We start from the raw sequence: 20919 nt of genomic DNA, 5'->3' as shown, positions 1-20919 counted from the left end.
GCTTTTTATTCCGCCTTTTCTTCGGCATACCATTCGCCTACCGCGTCGATCATGTCCTGGCCGCCGTCCTTCTTCCACTGGCTGAGGAAGCTGTCATAATTGTCCAGGCTCTCCACGCCGACGACCGCCTTGATTTCGTAGTCGTCCAGCGCCTTCTTGAGCGCCTGCTGATACTTCGCGACCGGATCGAGCGTAGGCATCTTCGCCGTGGGATCGATCGCCGCGTAACGGTCGTACTCCGCGTTGATCGCGTCGAACGCCTTGCCCAGTTCCGCGTTGCGGCGGGTGCGCGCGAGCCACATGTCCGCGTACTTCACTTCGTCGATGCCGTTCAGGTACCACCATGCGTTGTTGCGCAGCTCCGAAAAGATCGGCATGATCGGCTCGTACTGGTTGCCGTCCGTCACGGTGAACGTCTCGCCCTCCGTACCCAAGGTGATGTAGACGAACGTCTCCGGATCAAGCTTCGCATTCATGAACTTTACCGCGTCCAGCGGGTGCTCCGCGGACTTGGGAATCGCCGTCACCTTGTTCAGGTAGCGGTTGGCGCGAATCTTCGCCTCGCCGTTCTCGTCCTTCAGCGGCAGCACGTAAGTCACCTTCGCCTCAGGCACGTTCGCGTAAAGCGCCGGCACCTGAATCGATGCGTCATTCCAGTTGGACGGAATGGAGAACACCTTTCCTGAGGCAAACTTTTCGTTCATGTTGACGCTCTTGTTGATCGCCAGGTCCGGGTCGATCAGCCCCTCCTCGTACAGCCCGCGCATATAGGACAGGTATTCCCGGTACTCCGGCAGGTCCACGCGGTTCACGATTTTGCCGTCCCGCTCGTTCCAGTTAAAGTAGAAGCCGAAGCCCGATATCAGCGTCTCGCTGTAGATGTTCGTGTGCGCCGAGTAGGGAATCATGTCCGGCTTCTTTTCCTTGACCGCGCGCAGCACATCGCGGAATTCCTCCGGCGTCGTGGGCACGGCGAGCCCCAGTTCATCCAGCACGTCCTGACGCATGAGGATCGTGTTCTCGATGTTCGGACGCTCGTTCATCATCGGGATGCCGTAGGTCTCCCCTTCAAAGCGTCCCAGCTCCCAGGTTTCCTCGCCGATGGAGGCGAGCAGGTTCGCGCCGTCCGTGGCGAGCAGGTCATCCAGCGGGAGCAGCGCGTTCTGCTTGGCGAGCATGCGGAACATGTCCGGCGAAATCATCAGGATGTCGTAGGGCGTTCCGGAAGCGATCTCCATGTTGAGCTTCTGCTCCGGATTGTCCTGGGGGAGCATCGCGTATTCGCACCTGTAGCCCGTGCGCTCCTCGATCGCGGCCTGGGTCGGGTCGTCGTTGGGGTCCATGTTCGCGACGAATCCGCCCAACACCTTGAGCACTGGCCGGTCCTCCGAAAACGCGGTTCCCGTGAGCGCAAGCGTTAAGAGCATCGCAAGCGCCAAAGCCAGAATTTTCGGTTTCCTCATTGTGTCATCCCTCCTGCGTTTTTTTATTTTCATTCAGGCGCTACCATCAGCCCTTCACAGAGCCGATCGTCAGTCCATGAACGAAATACTTCTGGGCGAACGGATAGAGCAGCACGATGGGCAGCGTGCCCAGCACGATCGATGCGGCCTGCACGCCGCCCGAAGAGATGCTCATCGCCGCCTCCGGATCCAACTCCGAGGTGTTGGCTGCGGCGCCGATCATCTCGTACAGGTAGAGCTGCAGGGGTTTGACGTCCTGCTTGTTCACGAACAGCATCGCATGGTAAAAACCGTTCCAGTAATTGACCGCGTAAAAGAGCGCGATGGTCGCGAGCGACGGCAGCGAGAGCGGCAGCACGATGCACAGCAGGATGCGCATCTGCCCCGCGCCGTCGATCTTTGCCGACTCCTCGATCGCCGGGGGGATCCCCTCGAAGAACGTCTTCATGACGAAGAGGTTGAACTGCGTCACCAGAAAGGGGATGATCATCGCCCAAAGCGTGTTGAGCAGGCGGAGCGACTGCATCAGGATGTAGATCGGGATGGTTCCCCCGTAGAACAGCATGCTGAAAACGTACAGCAGCAGGATCAGCCTCCGCCCCCGAAAGTCCGGCTTGGAGAGCGGATAGGCGGCGAGCACGGTCACGGCCATCGAGGCGATCGTTCCCAGGACCGTGATCAGCACGCTGTTGCGAAACGCCTGCCAGAACACGCCGTTGCGGACGACGTAACCGTACACGTCCAGTTGGAAGTCCACCGGCCAGAAGCCCACCTTCCCCGCAACGACCGCAAAGTTGCCGGAAAAGGATTTGGCGATTAGGTGCAGGTAGGGCAGCAGGCACACGAGCGCGACGGCGAGGAAGAAGACGTTGTTGGCCGCCTGAAAGACGCGGCGCCCCTCCCGGCGCGGCGGCGCGTTGAACTTGATCATCACCACAGGCTCCTTTCAAAGAACCGGCGGCTGACCGCGTTGGCCGCGACGACCAGCGCGAAGCCGACGACCGATTCAAACATGCCCATTGCCGTACCGGTGGAAAAATCCATCTGACCCAGGCCGATGCGGTAAACGTAGGTCTGGATGATATCCGCCACGCTGTAGACGGCGGGGTTGTACATGACCAGGATCTGCTCGTAACCCGCGGATAGGATGTTGCCCACGCGAAGCAGCAGCATCATCGCCACCACCGGCACGAGCCCGGGCCAGGTGACGTGGCGCATCCGCTGCCAGCGGTTCGCGCCGTCCATGACCGCCGCCTCGTAAAGCGCAGGGTCGATGGAGGTCAGGGCCGCGAGGTAGACGATGGTGCCCCAGCCCGTTTCCTTCCATCCCTCTGTCGCCACGAGCACGGAGCGGAAGACGTGCGGATCGCTGAAGAACAGGACGGGCGACAGGCCCAGCGCTTTCAGCGCCTGGTTCACCATGCCGTCGGAGGCGAGCAGCGTAAAGAAGATGCCGTAGATGATGATCCACGAGAGAAAGTGCGGCAGGTAGATGATCGTCTGTACCGTCCGCTTGTACAGGCTCCCGCGCATCTCGTTCATCAGAACGGCGAGCAGGATGGGCAGCGGAAAGAGCAGCACGATCTTGTAGATGCTGATGAGCAGCGTGTTCGTGAGCAGCTGGCCGAATTGCGGACTTGAGAAGATGCGCTCAAAGTGCGTCAGCCCGACCCACTCGCTCTTCACCAGCGAGTCCAGCAGCCCGTTTCCCGCGAACATGTTGTAGTCTTTAAAGGCCAGCGTCAGCCCGTACAGCGGTGTAAACTTGTAAACGATCAGGAACAGCAGCCCGGGAAGCGACATGGCGTACAGGCACCAGTTTTCCCTGAGGTACGCGCCAAGGCGCTGTCTTCTGAGATTCCGCATGCCGTCTCCTCCTCGCGGGCGGCCCTCTCTCCTAGGCGCACCCTCACTGTGCGCTCATCTTATCACGGGAAAGCGCCCGCGGGACAGGGGACGATCCTTCGATTTCTTGGACAATCCTCTTCTCTTTCCGTTCATTCCCGTACCGGCAGGCTCATGCACACGCGAACCCCGCCGCCGCGTCCCTCCTGAACGGTAAACTCAAAATGACCGTTCGTGAAGAAGTCCAGGCGGTCCCGGATGTTCCTGAGTCCGTATCCCCCCTCGTCCGTCTGCTTGTCCGTCCCGCTTTGCGTGAGTCCGGGCCCGTTGTCCATCACGCATAGGCAAAGCGCTTCCCCGCGCAGCGCCGCCTCGATGGTGATCTGTCCGCCGGTCTCCTCCTCGCGCCTGCGGATGCCGTGGAGCACGGCGTTTTCCACGATGGGCTGAAGCGTCAGTTTGGGCAGCGTGCAGGCAAGCGCCGCCTCCTCCACCCGCCAGTCCACGCGAAATCCGCCGTCGAAACGCACGAGCTGAATTTCCAGGTACGCGCGCACGATCTCTATTTCCGTGCGCAGGGGCACGATGTCCTTGCCGCCGCTGAGGCTCAGGCGGAAGTAGCGCGCAAGCGAATCGAGCACGTCCGCGATGTCCTGCGCGCCGTGGCGCAGTGCCATCCAGTGGATCGTGTCCAGGGTGTTGTAGAGGAAGTGCGGGTTGATCTGCGCCTGCAGCGCGCGGAAGACCGCCTCCCGCTCGCGGAGCCTCACCCGATAGCTTTCCTCTGTCGTGCGGCGCATCGTCTCCACCAGCTCGCAAAGCCCCTGTTCCAGAAAGTAGATGTCCCGGCGCCCGCTGTCGGCCTGAAACCCGCGGATGCCCTCGCGGGCGAGCGTGCGGTTGAGCGCGCGGATGTGCTCGTTCACCCCGTGCGTATAGAATACGAACACCAGGCAGGAAACGCCGATACAGGCGATCAGCAGCACGGCTACGAAGAGCAGCGCGTTCGCGTTGCGCAGCAGCGTGTGGTTGGCGATCAGCGCTTTCTCCGGCACCGCCATCAGCACGCGCCAGCCCACGGGCAGCAGCGCCTCCTGAATGGAGACGACGCCTTCCTCCGCAAAGCGCTCCACCGCCTGCGTTTGGCCAAACGTACGCTCCAGCATCGCATCGTCCGGCGCGAGGCCGTCCCGGCTCAGCGCGCAGTTGCCCTGCTCGTCGAGCAGGAGGAGCTGAACGCCCTCAGAGAGCTGAAACTCCGCCAGCACCTCCCTGAGCACCTTGGCGGGCATATAGGCAATCAGGTATCCGCTGACAGCGTCGTAGTCGTGCGGGCTTCGCATCGCACGCGCAAAAGCGAGGGTCTCCCCCTGCGCCAGCCAAAGCGTCCGCGCGTCCCCTGCCAGCAGCCTTGTGCACGCATCCGTCCCTTCAAACTTGGAGAGGGGAAAAAAGTTGATCTTCTCGCGCGAGAGAATGCGTTCGTCGGGCAGGTACATGCGCACCTGCGCGATATCTTCCCGCAACAGCACCGGTTCAAACAGGGTGCGCAGGTTCTCCAGATCGCCCATCGCAGTTTCCATGTCGTCCTGCGCCGGGGTTCTTGCGAGCATGGTTTGCGTGCGCTCGTCCAGCATCAGAAGCAGGGAAGCGTCCTCCACCGCCTGCATGCGGTCGTTCAGGTTGAGTACCGATTGGTGGAGCGCCTGGCGCAGGGTCTGAATGACCTCGTCCTCAGCCTGCCTGCTCATCGCCTCGTTCAACTTCAGGCTTCCGACGATGCCGCAAAGGAGCAAGAGCGAGAAGACCGCGACGAGCGCGGCCAGCGTCCGTCTCTTCATCTGACCTCTCGCCTCCGGTATTCCGCCGGCGTCATGCCGAACGTTCTTTTGAACATGCGGGTGAAGTATGCCGCGTCCGTATAGCCCGCCGCCTCCGCCGCCTGATAGACCGTGAGCTCGCCGCGCTCCAGAAGCAGGCGGGCATGTTCCATCCGGATGCGCGTCAGGCTGTCGAGAATGGTTTCCCCCGTCTCCTGCTTGAACCGCACGCTCAGATAGCTGGCCGACAGGTGTACCTCGCGCGCTAAATCTTCAATCGTGAGGCGCTGCGCATAGCGCATCTGCAAAATCTTCAGCACCGCGGCGGATACGCTGTCCCCCTGCTCCGCGCCCGCTTCCTTTTCCGCCCGTACGCAAAGCTGTGCAAAGGCGAGCACTGCCCCGAAAAGCGCCTGCTGCGTATCCATTTCCGGGATGCGCGCGCAAAGCGCCACGCCCCTGCGCGAAATGTCCGCGCATAGGCAACGCTCGCACAATTCCTGCGTCAGCAGGATGCACGCGCCGCGCACTTGATCGATGGTGCGCCCCTGCCCGGCGCGCCGAAGCGCAGCCTCCAGCGTTTGACCCGTCTCCAGCCCGTCCGCGACGCGCAGCGCCAAACGCCGGGCGTCAAAGGCGCCCGGTCTTTTCCGCCCGTCCGCTTCCTCCGCTTCACTCCAGATGAAGACGGGCCGGTCGGGTTCGAAAAAGCGCCGGTCCGCCGCGTCGCGCGCGCGGCGGACGCCTACGCACAGCTCGTCCGGTTCGACCGGCGCATCCGCGACGCCCGCCCACACGCTTTGCCCCCGCGTTCTCGCCTGACGCGCAATCTCCTCCGCACGCCGTGCGGCCTCCGATCCGTCGGCGTTTGAAAAGAGCGCCACGAGCGCGTGCTGCCAGCGCGCGCAGACAGCCGCCTTGAACAGCCCCCGCACCAAGCGCTCAAGCGAAAGCAGGCTCATCTCGTGTTCCTGCGGCGTATCCCCGCGTCCCCGGTCCAGGCAGAGCACCACCGGCAGCAGCGGCCCCTGCGGCAGGGAGATCTGCAGAAATGCCATTTGCTCGCGCAGCTGTTCCTGATCGTATTGCCCGTCAAACCAGTCGATAAAAAACTTTTCCCGCAGAAGCGGCATGCTCTTTTCGAGCTGCTCGCGCATCCTGCGCCGCTCGTCCTGCTCGCGCGCCCGCTCTCCGAGCTTTCCGGTGACCCGCTCGATGGTGCGTCCAAGTTCGCGCAAGTTGACGGGCTTGTAGACGTAGTCCACCGCCTCCATGCGCAGCGCCTGCTGAAGATAATCCGCGTCGCTGTATCCGCTGATGAAGATCACCTGCGTATCCGGCAGGAACTGCTTGACGCGCCGGGACAGCTCGATGCCGTCCATGCGCTTCATGCGCGCGTCCGTCAGCAGGATATCCGGCTTCTCATCGAGGATCGGCCCCAGCGCCGTCTCCCCGTCGTCCGCCTCGCCGCAGACCTCACACCCGAGCGCTGCCCAGGGCATGAAGTCCCGCAGGCCCGTTCGCGCCTGCTTTTCGTCGTCCACGATAAACACCCGAAACATCGTCATCCCTCCGCCCATTCCACCCGATAAAAAAACGAGGCATACACGCGCCCCGTTTCCTGGTTTTTATCGCCTATCCGTTCAGGCACTCCGGCGCATCCGTCCCGCAGGGTGCCTCTTCTCCCGGCAGCAGGTGAAAATAGCCGCCGTCCGTCAGCACCCCAAGCGCCAGGAACGCGCCCTCGTTTTTCACCCGCCCGCCGCGCACGCAAAGCGCGGCCGGAGAGGGGTGCAGGAGCGGCCACATCGGACCCGGAACGCCCACGCAGACGAGCTGCTCCGAGGCCGCCACGACCGTCACGCCTTCCATCGCCTGAACCCGCAGCAGCAGGATGCCCGGCGTCTCGGGGAGCTGCGCATAGGCACGCAGCACTTCCTGCGTATGCCTGGCGATTACGCGAGCCTCCTCCCACAGCGTCTCGCCCGTGGAGCTGTAGAGCGTCGCGCGCACGGTCAGGTCGCGCATCTCCTCCGCGCAGAGCAGGTGGATGAACCCATCCATGTGCGTACCCGGCCAAAAGGCCGTGCGGTCCAGCCGAATCGCGAGGCACAGAGGGGCGAGCGCCTCGCAGACCGCGTAAAACGCCGGTCGCCTCGAGCCGTCCGCCTCCACCAGCGCGTCGGACTCAAGGCGCGCGAAGTCTTCCCGCAGGCTGCCCAGCACCGCGCTGCCCGCGCGCATCCGGGCGGCGAGCGCCGCCTGCCGCAGCGTCTCCGCCTGCAAAAAGCGCGAAAGGCCGCAGAGCGTCCGCGCGTCCTCAGCCGGAACCTCGCCGCAGGCATCCCGCAGCATTTCGCGGTCGATGGCCGGTCCCTCCGCTTCACGCAGGGCCCAAAGCGGGCCCGTCTCCGGCCAGAACGCCTGCCCGCCCGCGAGCGCCGCGAGCTTGCGCGCGTCCGCGTACGCCCGCACCGGTACGACGCGCACGGCAGCCGTGTCCTGCGCAAAGCGGCGCGCCATGTCCTCCATGCCGCCCGATAGCTCGGGCCCCCGCATTACGAGCGCCTCCGCCGGCGCGCCGGGCAGACCCCGCCGCGCCGGCGGCGTCACAGGCCGTCCGTCGCTGAGGCGGCTGAGCGCTTCCGACGCCGCGGACAGGTCTTCCGACGCCCATTGCACCACGCACGGGTGATGACACAGCCGCGCAGCCGTGTCGAACGCGCCGCTTTGCGGCAGCCGCTGCCAAATCATCAGCCCCGCCTCGTCGCAGGCGTCGTAAAACGCCCCATCCTCCTCGCCGCAGACGTAAAGCGCGTTCAGGTGCGCCTCCTGCGCCAGTCGCACAAGCGCGCCGTACTGTTCGCGCGCGCGGACGCGATGCACGTCCGGTTCGTGGCGCGCGGCAAAGAGCTGCGCGGGCTCCCCGTTTACGCCGCACAGTGCCGGGGGCTGCCCGGGCAGCACGAGCGCCGTTTGGAGCGTCCGAAAGCCCGTGTGTACGCGCACGCCGTCGCAGGCCATGCCCCTGCGAAGCACCTGCAGGCGCACCGTCACGGGCTCATTGAACCGCCCAGGCCGCCAGACGGGCCAGGCGACCTCCTGCGGCTCCAGCGTATGCAGCAGCGCTGTCCGGGCGGCAGGAAGGGGCTCCTCTATTTCGTAAAGGCCCAGCGCCGTCTCTCCCTGCGTCACCGCGTAGCGGAACGTATAGCGGCCGGGCACGAACGGCGTGACCGTCACGTCCGCCGACAGCCGCTCCGGTTCCGCGCGCAGCGTAAGGCGCTCGACGCACAGCGCGCTGACGCCGCATAGCGCCGCCTCGCCTGCTATTCCCTGCGCGGCCCGGGCGGGATGTCCCACGGGCGCGGCGGGCCTGAACGCCACCTCCACGCGCATCGTGTCCGCGCCGAAGAGCTCGCCCGTCACGTCCAGCGCGAGCGGGCCATCCGAAAAGGTTCCGACCTCGCGGCCGTTTACCCGAACGGAACCGTCGCCCTGCAGACGGGCGAAGCGCAGAAAACAGCGCTCGTCCGCCCAGTTCGAGACGTCCGCCTGCGCAGAGAAGATCCACTCCCGCGCCGCCGCCCATTCAGCGTCGCGCGCGCCAAGGCCCGTTTCCAGGCCCGTCAAAACGCCCGCCCCCTCCAGCGCCTGCAGCACGGTGCAGGGCGTCTCCGCCTCAAACGCATAGCCCGCCCCGCTGAGCGAAAACTGCCTGAGCTTTTTCGTACACGCCAATGTCCATCCCCCGTTTCTTCGCAGGGCCCGCGCGGCACCTGGATGCGCAGTAATTTCTGGAAATACGCAACAAAGCGCCCTCCCCGGACGTTATAACTTTAGGAGGCTTTCGCCCGGCGCTCTATCCAAGCAGCTTGTCCGCGAGCAGCAGAGCGACGGCGCTTTTGGCGTCGCGCAGCTCGCCGCGCATGACCATGGCGACGGCCTCCTTGAGCGGCATGCGTATCACGCCGAGGAACTCATCCTCGTCCGGATGCGCCCTGGCCGCGGTCAGTCCGGTCGCGAGGTAGATCGCGATGCGCTCGGAGCTGAAGCCCGGCGTCGTCAGGATCGTGGTGAGCGGATGCCATCGCTGGGCGCGCAGGCCGGTTTCCTCTTCGAGCTCCCGCTGGGCGCAGACGAAGGGGTCCTCCCCCGCCGTGTCCAGCTTGCCTGCGGGGATTTCCAGCGTCACCTCGTCCACCGCCACACGGTGCTGGCGCACGAGGGTCACGAAGTTATCCTTATCGACCGCGACGACGGCCGCCGCGCCCCGGTGCAGGACGACCTCCCGCGGCGCTTCCCCGCCGTCCGGCAGGCGCACCTTCCAGCGCTCGACGTCGATGATCTTTCCGTGAAAGATCGGTTCGCGCGAAACCGGCGTCTCGCGCAGCTCGCTGTCCTGTTCATTCGGGTTCATCCAAAAAAGCGCCTCCTTTTATTCCGCAAATGCCCTGTGAAGGCATAAAACCTTCTCCGTGCGAGTATCTTCGATTCAGAGGGGCTTATTTCCTGCCTGCAGGCGCTTGCGCGCGCGGAATTTGGACGACCCGTTTGCGTTGACAAGCGCCCCGCCGCACGATACAATGAAGCGTACCTGGACTGTCCACACGCCGGCCGCCCAAGGCGCCGCCCGGCAATGAATGCCCGCTGCTCCGCAGCAGGGCGAAGATAAAGGAGGGGTTGCATGAAAGTGCAAAGGTTTACCCATCGCGCGCTGGCCATTCTCATGAGTTTGATGCTGGCGCTGAGCATGCCCGCCGCAGCCGCGCTGGGCGAGCAGAATTCCCCGACGATCGCTGTTTCCGCGTCCTGCATGACGGCGGACGGCGAGGTGATGAACTTTCCCGCGATGCTGCTGACCGACTCGGAAGGCCGGACGGATCTGTACTGGATACAGGTGCCGGATGCCGCCATGCTCTCGGGGCTGTCGCTCTCCGTCGAAGGATGGGATGCAAACGGCACGCCGGTCGACGCCATGGTTTTTGAACCCGACATCTCGTTTCCGCTCGATATGACCGCGAGCGACGCCGCCCCCCTGACCATCGTGGGGACGTCGGAGAACGCCTCCGTGCGTTTTTACGTGATGGCGACCGCGCCGGATGCGCTGGTGCCGGACCCGGCGAACCCCGACGATGTGGACAGCTTCATCTACGCGCTGGGCCTTGAACCGACGCGCGACGGCGCGGGCGAAGAAGGAGACCTCGGCGAGCCCGATGATTTCGGCGAGCCCGATAACCTCGGCGAACCCGATAACCTCGGCGAGCCCGACAACTTCGGCGAGCCCGACAACTTCGGCGAACCCGACAACTTCGGCGAACCCGACAACTCCAGCGAGCCCGACAACTCCAGCGAGCCCGACAACTCCGGCGAGCCCGACAACTCCGGCGAGCCCGACAACTTCGGTGAACCCGACAACTTCGGCGAGCCCGATAACCTCGGCGAACCTGATAACCTCGGCGAACCCGATGATTTCGGCGATCTCGACGCAGGCATCGATAATCTTCCCGCCTCCCTTGACCCGTCTACGGTCGTAGGCCGTTACGTACAGGCCAACGGCGCCGAAGGCCCCGCCATGCTGCTGCCGGAACCGGGGCTCGTGGACGATTCCGCAGTTTATCTGGATCTGGGCGAGCCGCTGCTCGTCAACACCTTCATGTTGAGCGACAGCGACGACGCGTATTGGCTTTTTGTCAGCCGCTATATCACGAACGAATACGGCTACGTGCGAATCAGCGACGTCTCCGTGCCGGAGGACGAGGCGGCGCTGCTGGCGCTCTACGCGCCCGCGCAGGAACCTCAGCCCCCAGAAACCCCCGATGAGCCCGATATGCCCGACGATTCCGGCGAACCTGACGATTCTGACGGCTCCGGCGATTCCGACGGCTCCGGTGATTCCGACGGCTCCGGCGATTCCGACGGCTCCGGCGAACCCGGCACTCCCGACGATTCTGACGGCTCCGGCGATTCCGATGGCTCCGGCGAACCCGGCAGCCCTGACGATTCTGACGGCCCCAGCGATTCTGACAACGCAGAGCCTCCGGCCGCTTCTGACGAGCCCATGCCTAATGGCAACGAGGCTTTGATCCCCGTTTACTCTTATGCCGAGACGATCAAAACCGGTGTCCGTGTGCGTAGCGCTGCGGACGGCTCAGAGCTTTCAAGGGTGCCCAATACGGGCACGAAACTGTTCGTCGGTGCAAACGAGCAAAACGGCGAAGATACCTGGTATCAGATCACCGTTCTGGATGAAAGAGGCGCTCAAACAAGGCAAAGCGGCTACATGCGCGGCGATATGATCGCACCGCTGGATGCCTCCGCGCTAAGCGAGTTGTTTCCGGATGGCGTTCCTTCCAATGATTTGGATTACAATCCGGGCGAGTTGCCCTATCCCCAGTACGCGCAGCCCATCGCAGACGAAAACACCCCCGACGTGCAGGTCGCGCTGCTGCCCGCACCGGGCCAGCAGCCGGATTCCGGCGCGGTGCAATTCGTGCCCGCCGGCGCATTGCTGGTTTACGACGGCTTTGAAACCGACGACACGGGCCGCATCTGGTTCCATGCCACGGTGTACGGCACGGATTTGTCGGGCTATGTGCTCGCGACGGACGCCACTCTGATCGACGAAGACACCGCGCAGCAGAAAATGGCCCGCATCGATGCGGAAAAGAACCCGCCGGACGGCGGCGATACGCAGGAGCCCGAGAACCCGGATGGTTCCGGCGGCACCGGCGATCTCCCGCCCGAAGGCGGCACCCCGGACGGCGGCGATTCACAGGAGCCTGAAAATCCGGACGGTTCCGGCGGCACCGGCGATCTCCCGCCCGAAGGCGGCACCCCGGACGGCGGCGATTCACAGGAGCCCGAGAACCCGGACGGTTCTGGCGGCACCGGCGATCTCCCGCCCGAAGGCGGCACCCCGGACGGCGGCGATTCACAGGAGCCCGAGAACCCGGACGGTTCTGGCGGCACCGGCGATCTCCCGCCCGAAGGCGGCACCCCGGACGGCGGCGATTCACAGGAGCCCGAGAACCCGGACGGTTCTGGCGGCACCGGCGATCTCCCGCCCGAAGGCGGCACCCCGGACGGCGGCGATTCGCAGGAGCCCGAGAACCCGGACGGTTCCGTGGATGAACCTCAAAATCCCGGGAAGCCCAACGAGCCCGGCGTCACCGAGGATCCGCAGGAGCTGACTCTGGGAGATGTTTACCATTACGGCAGAACAAATAACAAAGTCAACCTGCGCAAAGATACAAGCACAAAGGCAACGATGCTCGGGGAGCTGTCCAGCGATACGCTGCTGTGGGTCAAAGAACAGATAGCCAACAGCAGCGGAGAACTTTGGTGCAGCGTAAAGGTCGTCGATAGCGGCAAGGAGGGGTATGTTCTCTCCAAGTTCGTCACCCTGATGGGCGAGGTAGAGGAGTTCAACTTCCGCAACTCGCTCGAAAACCCGGAGCCGCTTCCGACGCCCAAACCCGAGGAAACGGAAACCCCAAAGCCGGAAGAGACGATGACCCCCCAGCCCGAGGCGGCGGAATCGCCTAAGCCGGAAGCGAGCGCGACGCCTGCGCCGTATGCCGGATACGCCAAGACGCTGCGCAACAACGTCTTCGTGCGCTCGGTAGCCAACGCGAACGCTTCAACCGTCGCAACCGTCTCCCTGGCGGGCACCGTCGTGAACGTGCTCGATCAGCAGTACGTAGACGGCCAGCGCTGGCATCTGGTCACCTACGGCGACGCGCGCGGCTTCGTGCAGGACGGCGAGGTGCAGGCGCTGACGGCAGACGAGTCCAAGGCGTACGAGGAAAGCATCCGCACGCCTTCTCCCGCTCCTGCCGCCACGGCCACGCCGCTGCCCACCGCGACCCCGCTGCCCTTTGAAGGCTACGCCTACACCACGATGGACAACGTCGTGCTGCGCGGCAACCCCAATGAAAACGCCTATATTCAGACCGTCATCGAGAGGACGAACACGGTCGTCTACGCGACCAAGCAGGAATACACAGACGGCCAGCAGTGGCACCTCGTCAGCTATGGCAACCAGTGGGGATACATCCACGCGAGCCAGCTTCGCTTCATGACCTACAACGAAGTGAAGGATTATCTGGCCAGCCAGGTGACGCCCACCCCGGCGCCCTCCACGACGCCAAAGCCCGTGGATCCCAACGGCGCGAGCAGCTACGCGATCACCGTCAAGAACAAGGTCAACATGCGCGAAGGCGCGTCCCAGAGCTCCAAGGCGCTGACGCAGCTGAGCACCAATTCTCTGCTGCTCGTCATGGGCGTCACCTCCAGCGGCGGATACGACTGGTACAAGGTCGATTACCGCGGCACCACGGGCTACGTACGTGGAGATATGCTCTCCGTCATGAGCGTCGCGGAGCTCGAAACCTACCTCAAGAACGGCGGAAGCTCCAGCTCCGGTTCGTCGAATTCCTCCGGCAACAATTCCAGCAACAACGTGGAATACACCATCAACGGCAAGCCGCTCGCGACGATCAATCCCGATCAAAGCGAATGGACCTCGCCGACGATCACCGGCATGCCGGACTATTCCACCCCGACGCCCACGCCGACCGAAACGCCCGAACCGACCGCCACGCCGAATCCCTTTGGCGAGGACGAAGAGGACGAGGGCCCGGACGGCGTAGAGCCGACAATCGCCCCCGTATCCAAGACCGAATCGTTTAAACCGCCGTTCCTGCTGTTGGGCATCGGCATCGTGCTGGTCGGCGCGCTGGCCTCCCTTTACGGCTTCATGGTGCACCGCAACAACCAGCGAAAGGAAGAGGAACGCCAGCTCGCCCAGCGGCGCGCGCAGCAGCAACAGCAGCAGCGCCGTGCGCAGCAGCGGCCGGTCGATCCCAACAACCCGCAGCGCACCTCGACCGTCCGCCCGCAGAGCGGCCAGCCCAGACCGGGCAGCACGCCCGGTGCAACCGGCGCTCCCCGTATGCCGGGCACGACCGGCCCGACCGGCGCGCCGCAGCGTCCCACTGGCATGCCGCCCAGGCCCACGGGTTCGACCGGTGCGGCGCAGGCAAATCCCTATGCGCGCCCGACCGGCACACCCAATCCGGCGCTCACCGGCGCGCCGCAGCGCCCCACAGGCATAACCGGCGCGCCCACCGCGGCGCCTACGGGCACGATGCCCCAGCGCCCCACAGGCGTAACCGGCTCGCCCAGCGCAGCACCTACGGGCACGATGCCCCAGCGCCCCACCGGCGCGACCGGCTCGTCCAGCGCAGCGCCCACGGGCACGATGCCCCAGCGCCCCACCGGCGTAACCGGCTCGCCCAGCGCGGCGCCTACGGGCACGATGCCCCAGCGCCCCACAGGCGCGACCAGCTCGCCCACCGCAGCGCCCACGGGCACGATGTCCCAGCGCCCCACCGGCGCGACCGGCTCGTCCAGCGCGGCGCCTACGGGCACGATGCCCCAGCGCCCCACAGGCGTAACCGGCTCGCCCAGCGCAGCGCCTACGGGCACGATGCCCCAGCGCACGAATCCCTACCTCGCAGGCCGTGCCGCCGACACCACCGGCGCAACCGGCTCCGCTCAGGTAAAGCCTGTACAGCCGGCGAATCCGGCTTCAGCGCAGACCGAGACCCAAACGCCTGAAACCGACGGCGCGGAACACCGCCGCCGCCGCGTACGGCCGAAGGACACGGATCACCCGCTCGACCTGTAAATCATCCCAAAACGGGGGCAGTTCCGCGCGAACTGCCCCCGTTTCCGTTGCCCATGTAACTCCTTAAAATCCCTTCCGTTGAAAAACGACTCCTACCGGCAGGCCGGAATCACACCCGCGATTCTCCATGTCTTAATCATCTTTCCGCTGCCTGTTCCATTTCCACCTTTACAGCCTCGAATTCATTTATAGGGCCGATTTCCAACCAAACCATATCTTCATCCTGCTTGAAAGAAACCGTGCGCCCATCTATCAGGCTTTCGGCTCGTTTCATACGCTGAGAACAGGGAATCCTGACTCGGACGCACTCTACCGGCAACGGAGGAAAAAAAGACGTACCAAAGTGCCCGCTCGCATTCACCAGTTGTATCAGCAACCCCGAACCATCCGTTCGGGCTGCGGCAGTAACCTCCACCATCGGAGAAAGTCCCGGTGCCGCGCTTTTTAAACCCGCCAACCTCTCTAGTACACCCTGCAAGACCCAAAGGGTATTTTCATAGCCTTCTCTGTAGTATAGCGTCCCAATGCTCCAGGGAATGTAAATCCCCTTTCCCGCACCGCAGGTATTGGCCGTCACGCCCGGAAAATTCGTTACCTGCGTGTAATAGCAGCGTTCCGGCGGCCCGTAGGGATGCGGTGGAATCAAGCGCATGTACGCGTGCGCGGTATCCTCGTACTCGCAATAGTGATAGCACTCGCCGAAGCAGACGAGGTCGCTCTGTTCAAATGCCGAAAACGCCGTCTTGTCCGCTCCCGATAGCCTGAACATGGCGGACAGCATGTCCTCCCTGCGCCCCAGTTCCCGACGAATGCCCAGGCAGCGCAGCGGTAGGCGCTCGTACGTCTCGAATGCTTCGTCGTAGCGCGCCGCGTTTCCGCTGACGATGACGCACCCACCGCGCTCTGCGAAGTCATCCAGCTTTTGCGTCGCCGCCCGGCTGAGCACCTCGATGCCTGGCACGACGACAACGCGGTACTTGTCGAGGGGATAAGCGAGAATATCGGCTTCAAGCGCCTCATCGAAGAGCACGTGGCTCTCGGTCAGCGCGCGAATCCATCCTCGTTCCTCTGATCCATCGCCCCAGGCGTGGCTGCGAAGCACCAGAACATCCGCGCATGAGCGCAGGCCGCGATAGTCCGTCTCGTGCTCGCGTGCAAAGTGAAATACCGCTTGGACGGCCTCGAAACCCGAACGATCCTCGTGGTTGTCCAGACGACCGATCAGGTAGTAGTCCAGCCCTCCCAGATTCGCTAAGTCCTGCCAAAGCCTGAGCTTTTGCAGGGCAGCGCTCACCGCCACATGCCGGTAGTAAAACCCAATGAAATCCACCGAGGTATTGCTCACCGTACGTCCTCCGGGTATCCCCCGCAGACAGCGCGTATTGGAGGATGCGCTGTATTGCCAATGCGGCAATGGGCGGCCGTATTCGGTGTTCGATTCCATCCGAAAGAAATCCGTTCCGTTTATTGCGATCTGCGGATTTATCTCCCGCACCATCCGAACGATCCTGCTCTCCTGCTCCTCCAGGACGTGCCGCTGAAAGGCCCGATAGCGGCGATAGGCAGGGTCTTTCATGTCCGCACTCGCGGGCAATTCCATCCCCGCATAAGCACGGAACGCTTGCCGGCACGCCTCGCAATGGCAAATGCCGTACTCCCGATAGCTGTAATCCCGCGTCTGGAATCCGCTCATGTTGATAAAGAGCCCGTCCGCTGGCAGCTTCGTCACGATTTCGCGGAGGATTTCAAGGGCCGCTTTTTGCTGAAATCCTCCGCAGACGCAGGCATGCACGTCCCCGTTGTAGTCTACGATCTTTCCGTCGATCGTCCGATACGCCCAATCGGGGTGCTCTTCAAATACGGCCCTTCGCATCTTTGAAAAGTCGGTGCGCATCACCACCCTGATGTCCGCAGCGTGGCAGGCATCGATAACCCTGCGCAGCGAATCACCGGTCAAATACTCGCTTTGCTGGTGAAAGGGCAAATCCGTCTCATAGCTGGCCAGAATGCCGCCCGCATTGATCATCGCGACCGTGGCCCCCAATGCGCGCAGCTCCCTCACGTACCGATCCGCGTCGATATCCGCCATATCGATTTCCCGTAGATTCGTTTGCACCTGCCGCCACGCATAGTCTTCCCACCAATTTCCCATAAACCTCCTCCTTGCCCAACGCCTGCTTTTCAATTCACCGCGACCTTCACGACTGCCTTCTTCCCGTGGCGTATCGCATCCTGCGGTGCAAGCGCCGGCTTGTGCGCGTCCTCGGGCATGACGAGGCAAAAGTAGCCTTCCTCTACCAGTACGCGAGAGCCCTGCGCATCATCCGCGAAAAATTCCACGTCGCGCTCCGCAACGTATTCGGTGGATTCCGTTACGTGCTGCGCGGGAATCCAGGCGACTTCTTCGCAGCCCTTCACGACGAAATGAATGTCCATATGCTCATGATGCGTTTCCCAGCGCGTCTTGTCACCAATCTTGGTCTCGTACTCAAAGAGCGATACCGTAATGTCCGATTCTTCCGGCACGTAGCGACCGGGTGCAAGCGCGGTCAGGTCATTCTTCTCAAGGAAAGCGACCAGCTTGTCGCAATCTCTGATCATCAGCGCGTAGCGGGCAATATTCTCCACCTTGTCAACAATCATTCTATTGTTCCTCCACTTTCTGCTTTTTCCTGTTCTCCTGCTTGTATTTACCCGGGGTCTGCCCCGTATAGCGCTTGAACGTGCGGATGAGCGTATTGGCGTTGATGAGGCCAACCTGTTCGGCAATTTCCGTCAGCGTGCAGCCCGTATCGGCCAGCAGGCGTTTGGCTGCCTCCATACGCACCTGCACGATGTAGTCGAGCAGTCCCTGTCCCGTCTTTTTTTTGAACAGCCTGCTTAAGCCTGAGATGGACATTCCCATCTCGTCCGCGATGCTCGATACGTTTATGTTGACGTCCATATAACGCAAGTGTACATGATCCATCACCTGCTGCACGACCTGGTCACCGTGATCTTTGCGCTTGCGCCGGATGTACTCACTGGCTTCGCTCAGAATTGCCTCCATCTGCTGACGCATGTTAGCGATCGAATTACACCTGAGCAGCCGTTCCGTCGGCCGGATGCGTTCAAAGAAATCTTCTCCTACGTTCTCTCCGATCTCATCTACCGCCTCCAGCAGGGCATTCATCACCGCAAACATGAAGCAGCGGGAACGCTCCAGGTCAAAAGGCGCCCGCTTTCGCGCGTCCTCTATCTCGCGCGACATAATTCCCCGCGCCTGATCCAGATTTCCGGCTTTCACGCTCTGCATGAAGCGAATCTGTGCGTCCACGCTGAAAGCGCCGCTGCCCCGCACCTCCTCTTGAGCAACGTCCTCATAGCAAACGAAACCGTCCGGCGATCTGCCCACAAGCTGCTGATACTCCAGCACCTCCAGCGCCTGGCCATACGCCTGCGCGATGCCCGCATATCCGGTGTGCAACCCGCTTTGTGCACAGGTGACCTGCAGACCGAAGTGTTCTCGGATGACCTGCCTGCCCTGTTCGTACAGCGCACGTACTTCTAATGTGGATTCTCCATTCTGCTGCGCGTTGAGGTTGATCAGACCTACGTTCAGCCCCGCATACTCGAAGAAAAACGCGTTGTACGTCTGCGCGAAGAGCTCCTCAAACACGTTTCCGGTAATAAACCGCGCCATCTGTTCCGTCTCTCCGCCATCGCTCTCCCCGAAAAAAAGTTCTTGTTCGTTCTCAAAGCCCAACACCAGAACGATAAATCGTTCGGAAACAAAGCTGATGCCGTTCGAGAAGAGAATGTCCTCCAATGCCGCGACACTGCGGAGGTTTCCAGTAATCAGGCGGATCAGCAGGTCGTTTCTCACGAGCTGATTTTGTCTGCGCAGCCTGCGTTGGGCTTCTCGGTTCTTTTCCAGCATGGACGTCATTGACTTTTCCAGGTAGCTATACGCATTTTTCTCCTCATGCGGCGGTTCGTCGCCCGCCATTTCGGCGAGCTCGTACAGTCTGCCCAGCGGCCTGAAGCGCAGCAGCGCTGCGGCGACGCTGAGCAATACGCCCACCACCAGCACCATCAGGCATAGCGCCTGGGCAATGCGCGCATTGTAATGGGAGTTGGCGATCAAAAAGTCATCTGGAAGGATGGAGACGTAGCACCAATCGTTGACCTCCGAAGGCGCGACGCCTACGCTGAATCGACCGTTAATCCCTGCCGATGTTTCCCCGCTGAGAAGGGCAGGTGCCAACGTATCCAATATCCGCGCGGTTTCTTCCGTGGCTGCGTCACTGGATAGGACGATCCTGCCTTCTCCGTCCACGGCGAGCACGTACTCGTCACGGTACCACTTGAGCGCGGCCATACGCTCCGTCAATACCCGGTCGTCCAGACGAACCACAATCGCTCCCAGCGGTTCCTCCCGGGAATGCCCGATCATCGGGTACCAGTACTCCACATAATAGCGGTCAGGATCCTTCGCGGAAGCAAGACAGCGGTATACTGGTTCGCCCGTACTTTCCATCAGGCGAACCCATTCCTCCTGTGTCAGTGCGTAATCCAGCATCCCATGCACATCTGCGAGTGTACGCTTAGCGCCGCCTTCAAGTACAAAGTCGCCCTTGCCGAAGTAGGCGTACAAGCAATCCCATGTGCTGTGTGCGAGCATGTGCTGGCCGAACGCGCGGTTGAAATCGTAGAGCATGTACAACTGCGAAGGGGTGTAGGGAAGCTGTTTATCGGAAAGCGCGACGAGATAATCGTCGTTGGAAAGCAACAGCAGCGCGTTTTCCGTATCCTCCAGCACAGCGTCGACGCTTGCTCGGGCGTGCAGCATTTTCTCACGCTGTTCCCCGCGGGCGGACTGTGTGATGGCGTTGATCGCAACGACACTGATGATGCCCACCACCGCGACGATCAGCAGCACAACCAGAAGGTATACCGCAATCCAGCGGGCAATTTGCCGCCACCTCAGCCGGGTGCGCACGTCCTTTCGCTTCATCGGGACACCCCATTTCCACTGTGCATAGGCTACCAGCAATCCCGTACGTTTTAAGATCACGGCCAAAAAGGTTTCGACGGATGTTTTGTAAAAGCAAAAGAACCCCAAAAGCATCCGTCGGATTATGTCACAAAATGTACTGAATTTGCGACAAAACATGTTGAATTAAATTTCAACGGACGAATGCGCTTTTCCTCTTTGCGCAGTGCAATTATCCCTTTACGGCCCCGATCATGACGCCCTTTACAAAATACTTCTGCAGGAACGGGTACAGCAACAGAATCGGAAGCGTCGCCACCACGATGGTCGCATACTTGATTGTATCCGTTACGCGATCCAAATCGCCAAAGTCGATGTTTTCCCGCATGCTGTCCATCGAGTTCATGATGAGGATCTCGCGCAGGATCAACTGCAAGGGGTACAGCGCACGCGTGCGCAGGTACAGCAGCGCCGGAAACCAGCTGTTCCAGTGGGCGACTGCATAATAGAGCACCATGACCGCGATAACGCTGCCGGATACCGGGATGAAGATGTGCAGCAGCACGACCAGGTCGTTTGCGCCCTCAATCTTGGCGGATTCCTCCAGGCTCTCCGGCACAGCGGCAAACGAGGTGCGCATAATGACGAGATTGTACGTGTTGACGGCCATGGGAAGGATCAGGGCCAGCCTCGAATCCACCAGTCCCAGGCCCTCTACCAACAGAAAGGTCGGTATCATACCGCCAGAAAAGAACATCGTGAAGAGAATCATCATCATTGCCGGCGTGCGCCACAGAAAGTTTCTGCGAGAGAGCACATAAGCACCCAGCGTCGTAAGCACCAGGTTCAGCGTCGTCCCCACGATCACGTAGAAAAAGGTGTTGAGATAGCCGGTGATGATGGAAGAATTCTGCAGCACAATCTTATAGGCCGCAACGCTGAACCCCTCCGGCGCAAAGAGCAGTCCGGTGTGTTGTACAATTTTATTGCCGTCACTGATAGAGGCCATGAGGACGTGCCACATGGGATAAAACGTCACAATCGCTAGCGCGGTCAGCAGGATGTAGAGCGCCGCCTGCGCGGCTATCTCCCCGCCGCTCTTCCTGTACTTCATATTTTACT

At 62.2% G+C, this 20919-nt stretch carries 12 protein-coding genes; 1 reads left to right on the top strand and 11 read right to left on the bottom strand.

The window, feature by feature from the left end; translation table 11 throughout:
* Window positions 1-5: 5 nt before the first annotated feature.
* The 7 genes from C1725_RS02055 to C1725_RS02025 all read right to left on the bottom strand — a co-directional run bounded on the left by C1725_RS02055 (window position 6) and on the right by C1725_RS02025 (window position 9548).
* The gene (locus C1725_RS02055) at window positions 6-1463 is read right to left on the bottom strand and encodes an extracellular solute-binding protein (protein WP_346026253.1); all 1458 of its coding nucleotides are present in this window, start codon (window positions 1461-1463) and stop codon (window positions 6-8) included.
* Window positions 1464-1509: 46 nt separating this feature from the next.
* Window positions 1510-2394, bottom strand: a complete 885-nt coding sequence (locus C1725_RS02050) for an ABC transporter permease subunit (protein WP_102410027.1) — start codon at window positions 2392-2394, stop codon at window positions 1510-1512.
* Entirely contained in the window at window positions 2394-3329 is a 936-nt protein-coding gene (locus C1725_RS02045; RefSeq protein WP_102410026.1) for an ABC transporter permease subunit, read from the bottom strand. Before C1725_RS02045 ends, C1725_RS02050 begins: the two co-directional genes overlap by 1 nt.
* A 131-nt stretch (window positions 3330-3460) precedes the next feature.
* Window positions 3461-5149, bottom strand: a complete 1689-nt coding sequence (locus C1725_RS02040) for a histidine kinase (RefSeq protein ID WP_102410025.1) — start codon at window positions 5147-5149, stop codon at window positions 3461-3463.
* On the bottom strand, window positions 5146-6690 hold the full coding sequence (locus C1725_RS02035) for a response regulator transcription factor (protein ID WP_346026252.1): 1545 nt from the start codon (window positions 6688-6690) through the stop codon (window positions 5146-5148). The genes C1725_RS02040 and C1725_RS02035 overlap by 4 nt, the downstream gene beginning before the upstream one ends.
* 73 nt (window positions 6691-6763) lie before the next feature.
* Entirely contained in the window at window positions 6764-8869 is a 2106-nt protein-coding gene (locus C1725_RS02030; protein ID WP_102410023.1) for a glycosyl hydrolase 2 galactose-binding domain-containing protein, read from the bottom strand.
* A 121-nt stretch (window positions 8870-8990) separates the two neighbouring features.
* Window positions 8991-9548 (bottom strand): NUDIX domain-containing protein, encoded by a 558-nt coding sequence (locus C1725_RS02025; protein WP_102410022.1) that lies wholly within the window; start codon window positions 9546-9548, stop codon window positions 8991-8993.
* A 267-nt stretch (window positions 9549-9815) separates the two neighbouring features.
* On the opposite strand from C1725_RS02025, the gene C1725_RS02020 reads away from it, so the two are divergent.
* Complete coding sequence (locus C1725_RS02020; RefSeq protein WP_102410021.1) at window positions 9816-14822, top strand: SH3 domain-containing protein; 5007 nt, start codon at window positions 9816-9818, stop codon at window positions 14820-14822.
* A 136-nt stretch (window positions 14823-14958) separates the two neighbouring features.
* Here the strand turns inward: C1725_RS02020 and C1725_RS02015 are convergent, their stop codons facing one another.
* The 4 genes from C1725_RS02015 to C1725_RS02000 all read right to left on the bottom strand — a co-directional run bounded on the left by C1725_RS02015 (window position 14959) and on the right by C1725_RS02000 (window position 20911).
* Window positions 14959-16974, bottom strand: coding sequence for a beta-galactosidase trimerization domain-containing protein (locus C1725_RS02015; RefSeq protein WP_102410020.1), 2016 nt, complete (start codon window positions 16972-16974; stop codon window positions 14959-14961).
* Between the two features lie 29 nt (window positions 16975-17003).
* Window positions 17004-17465 (bottom strand): YhcH/YjgK/YiaL family protein, encoded by a 462-nt coding sequence (locus tag C1725_RS02010; RefSeq protein ID WP_102410019.1) that lies wholly within the window; start codon window positions 17463-17465, stop codon window positions 17004-17006.
* 1 nt (window position 17466) lies between these two features.
* A complete protein-coding gene (locus tag C1725_RS02005) occupies window positions 17467-19818 on the bottom strand; it encodes an AraC family transcriptional regulator (RefSeq protein WP_346026251.1) in 2352 nt (783 codons plus the stop codon).
* A 211-nt stretch (window positions 19819-20029) separates the two neighbouring features.
* A complete protein-coding gene (locus C1725_RS02000; RefSeq protein WP_102410017.1) occupies window positions 20030-20911 on the bottom strand; it encodes an ABC transporter permease family protein in 882 nt (293 codons plus the stop codon).
* Between the last annotated feature and the right edge of the window lie 8 nt (window positions 20912-20919).

It is taken from the genome of Beduinella massiliensis (genome assembly GCF_900199405.1).
Taxonomy (GTDB): Bacteria; Bacillota; Clostridia; order Christensenellales; family Aristaeellaceae; genus Beduinella; species Beduinella massiliensis.
This window is presented reverse-complemented; position numbering and strand designations above follow the sequence as displayed.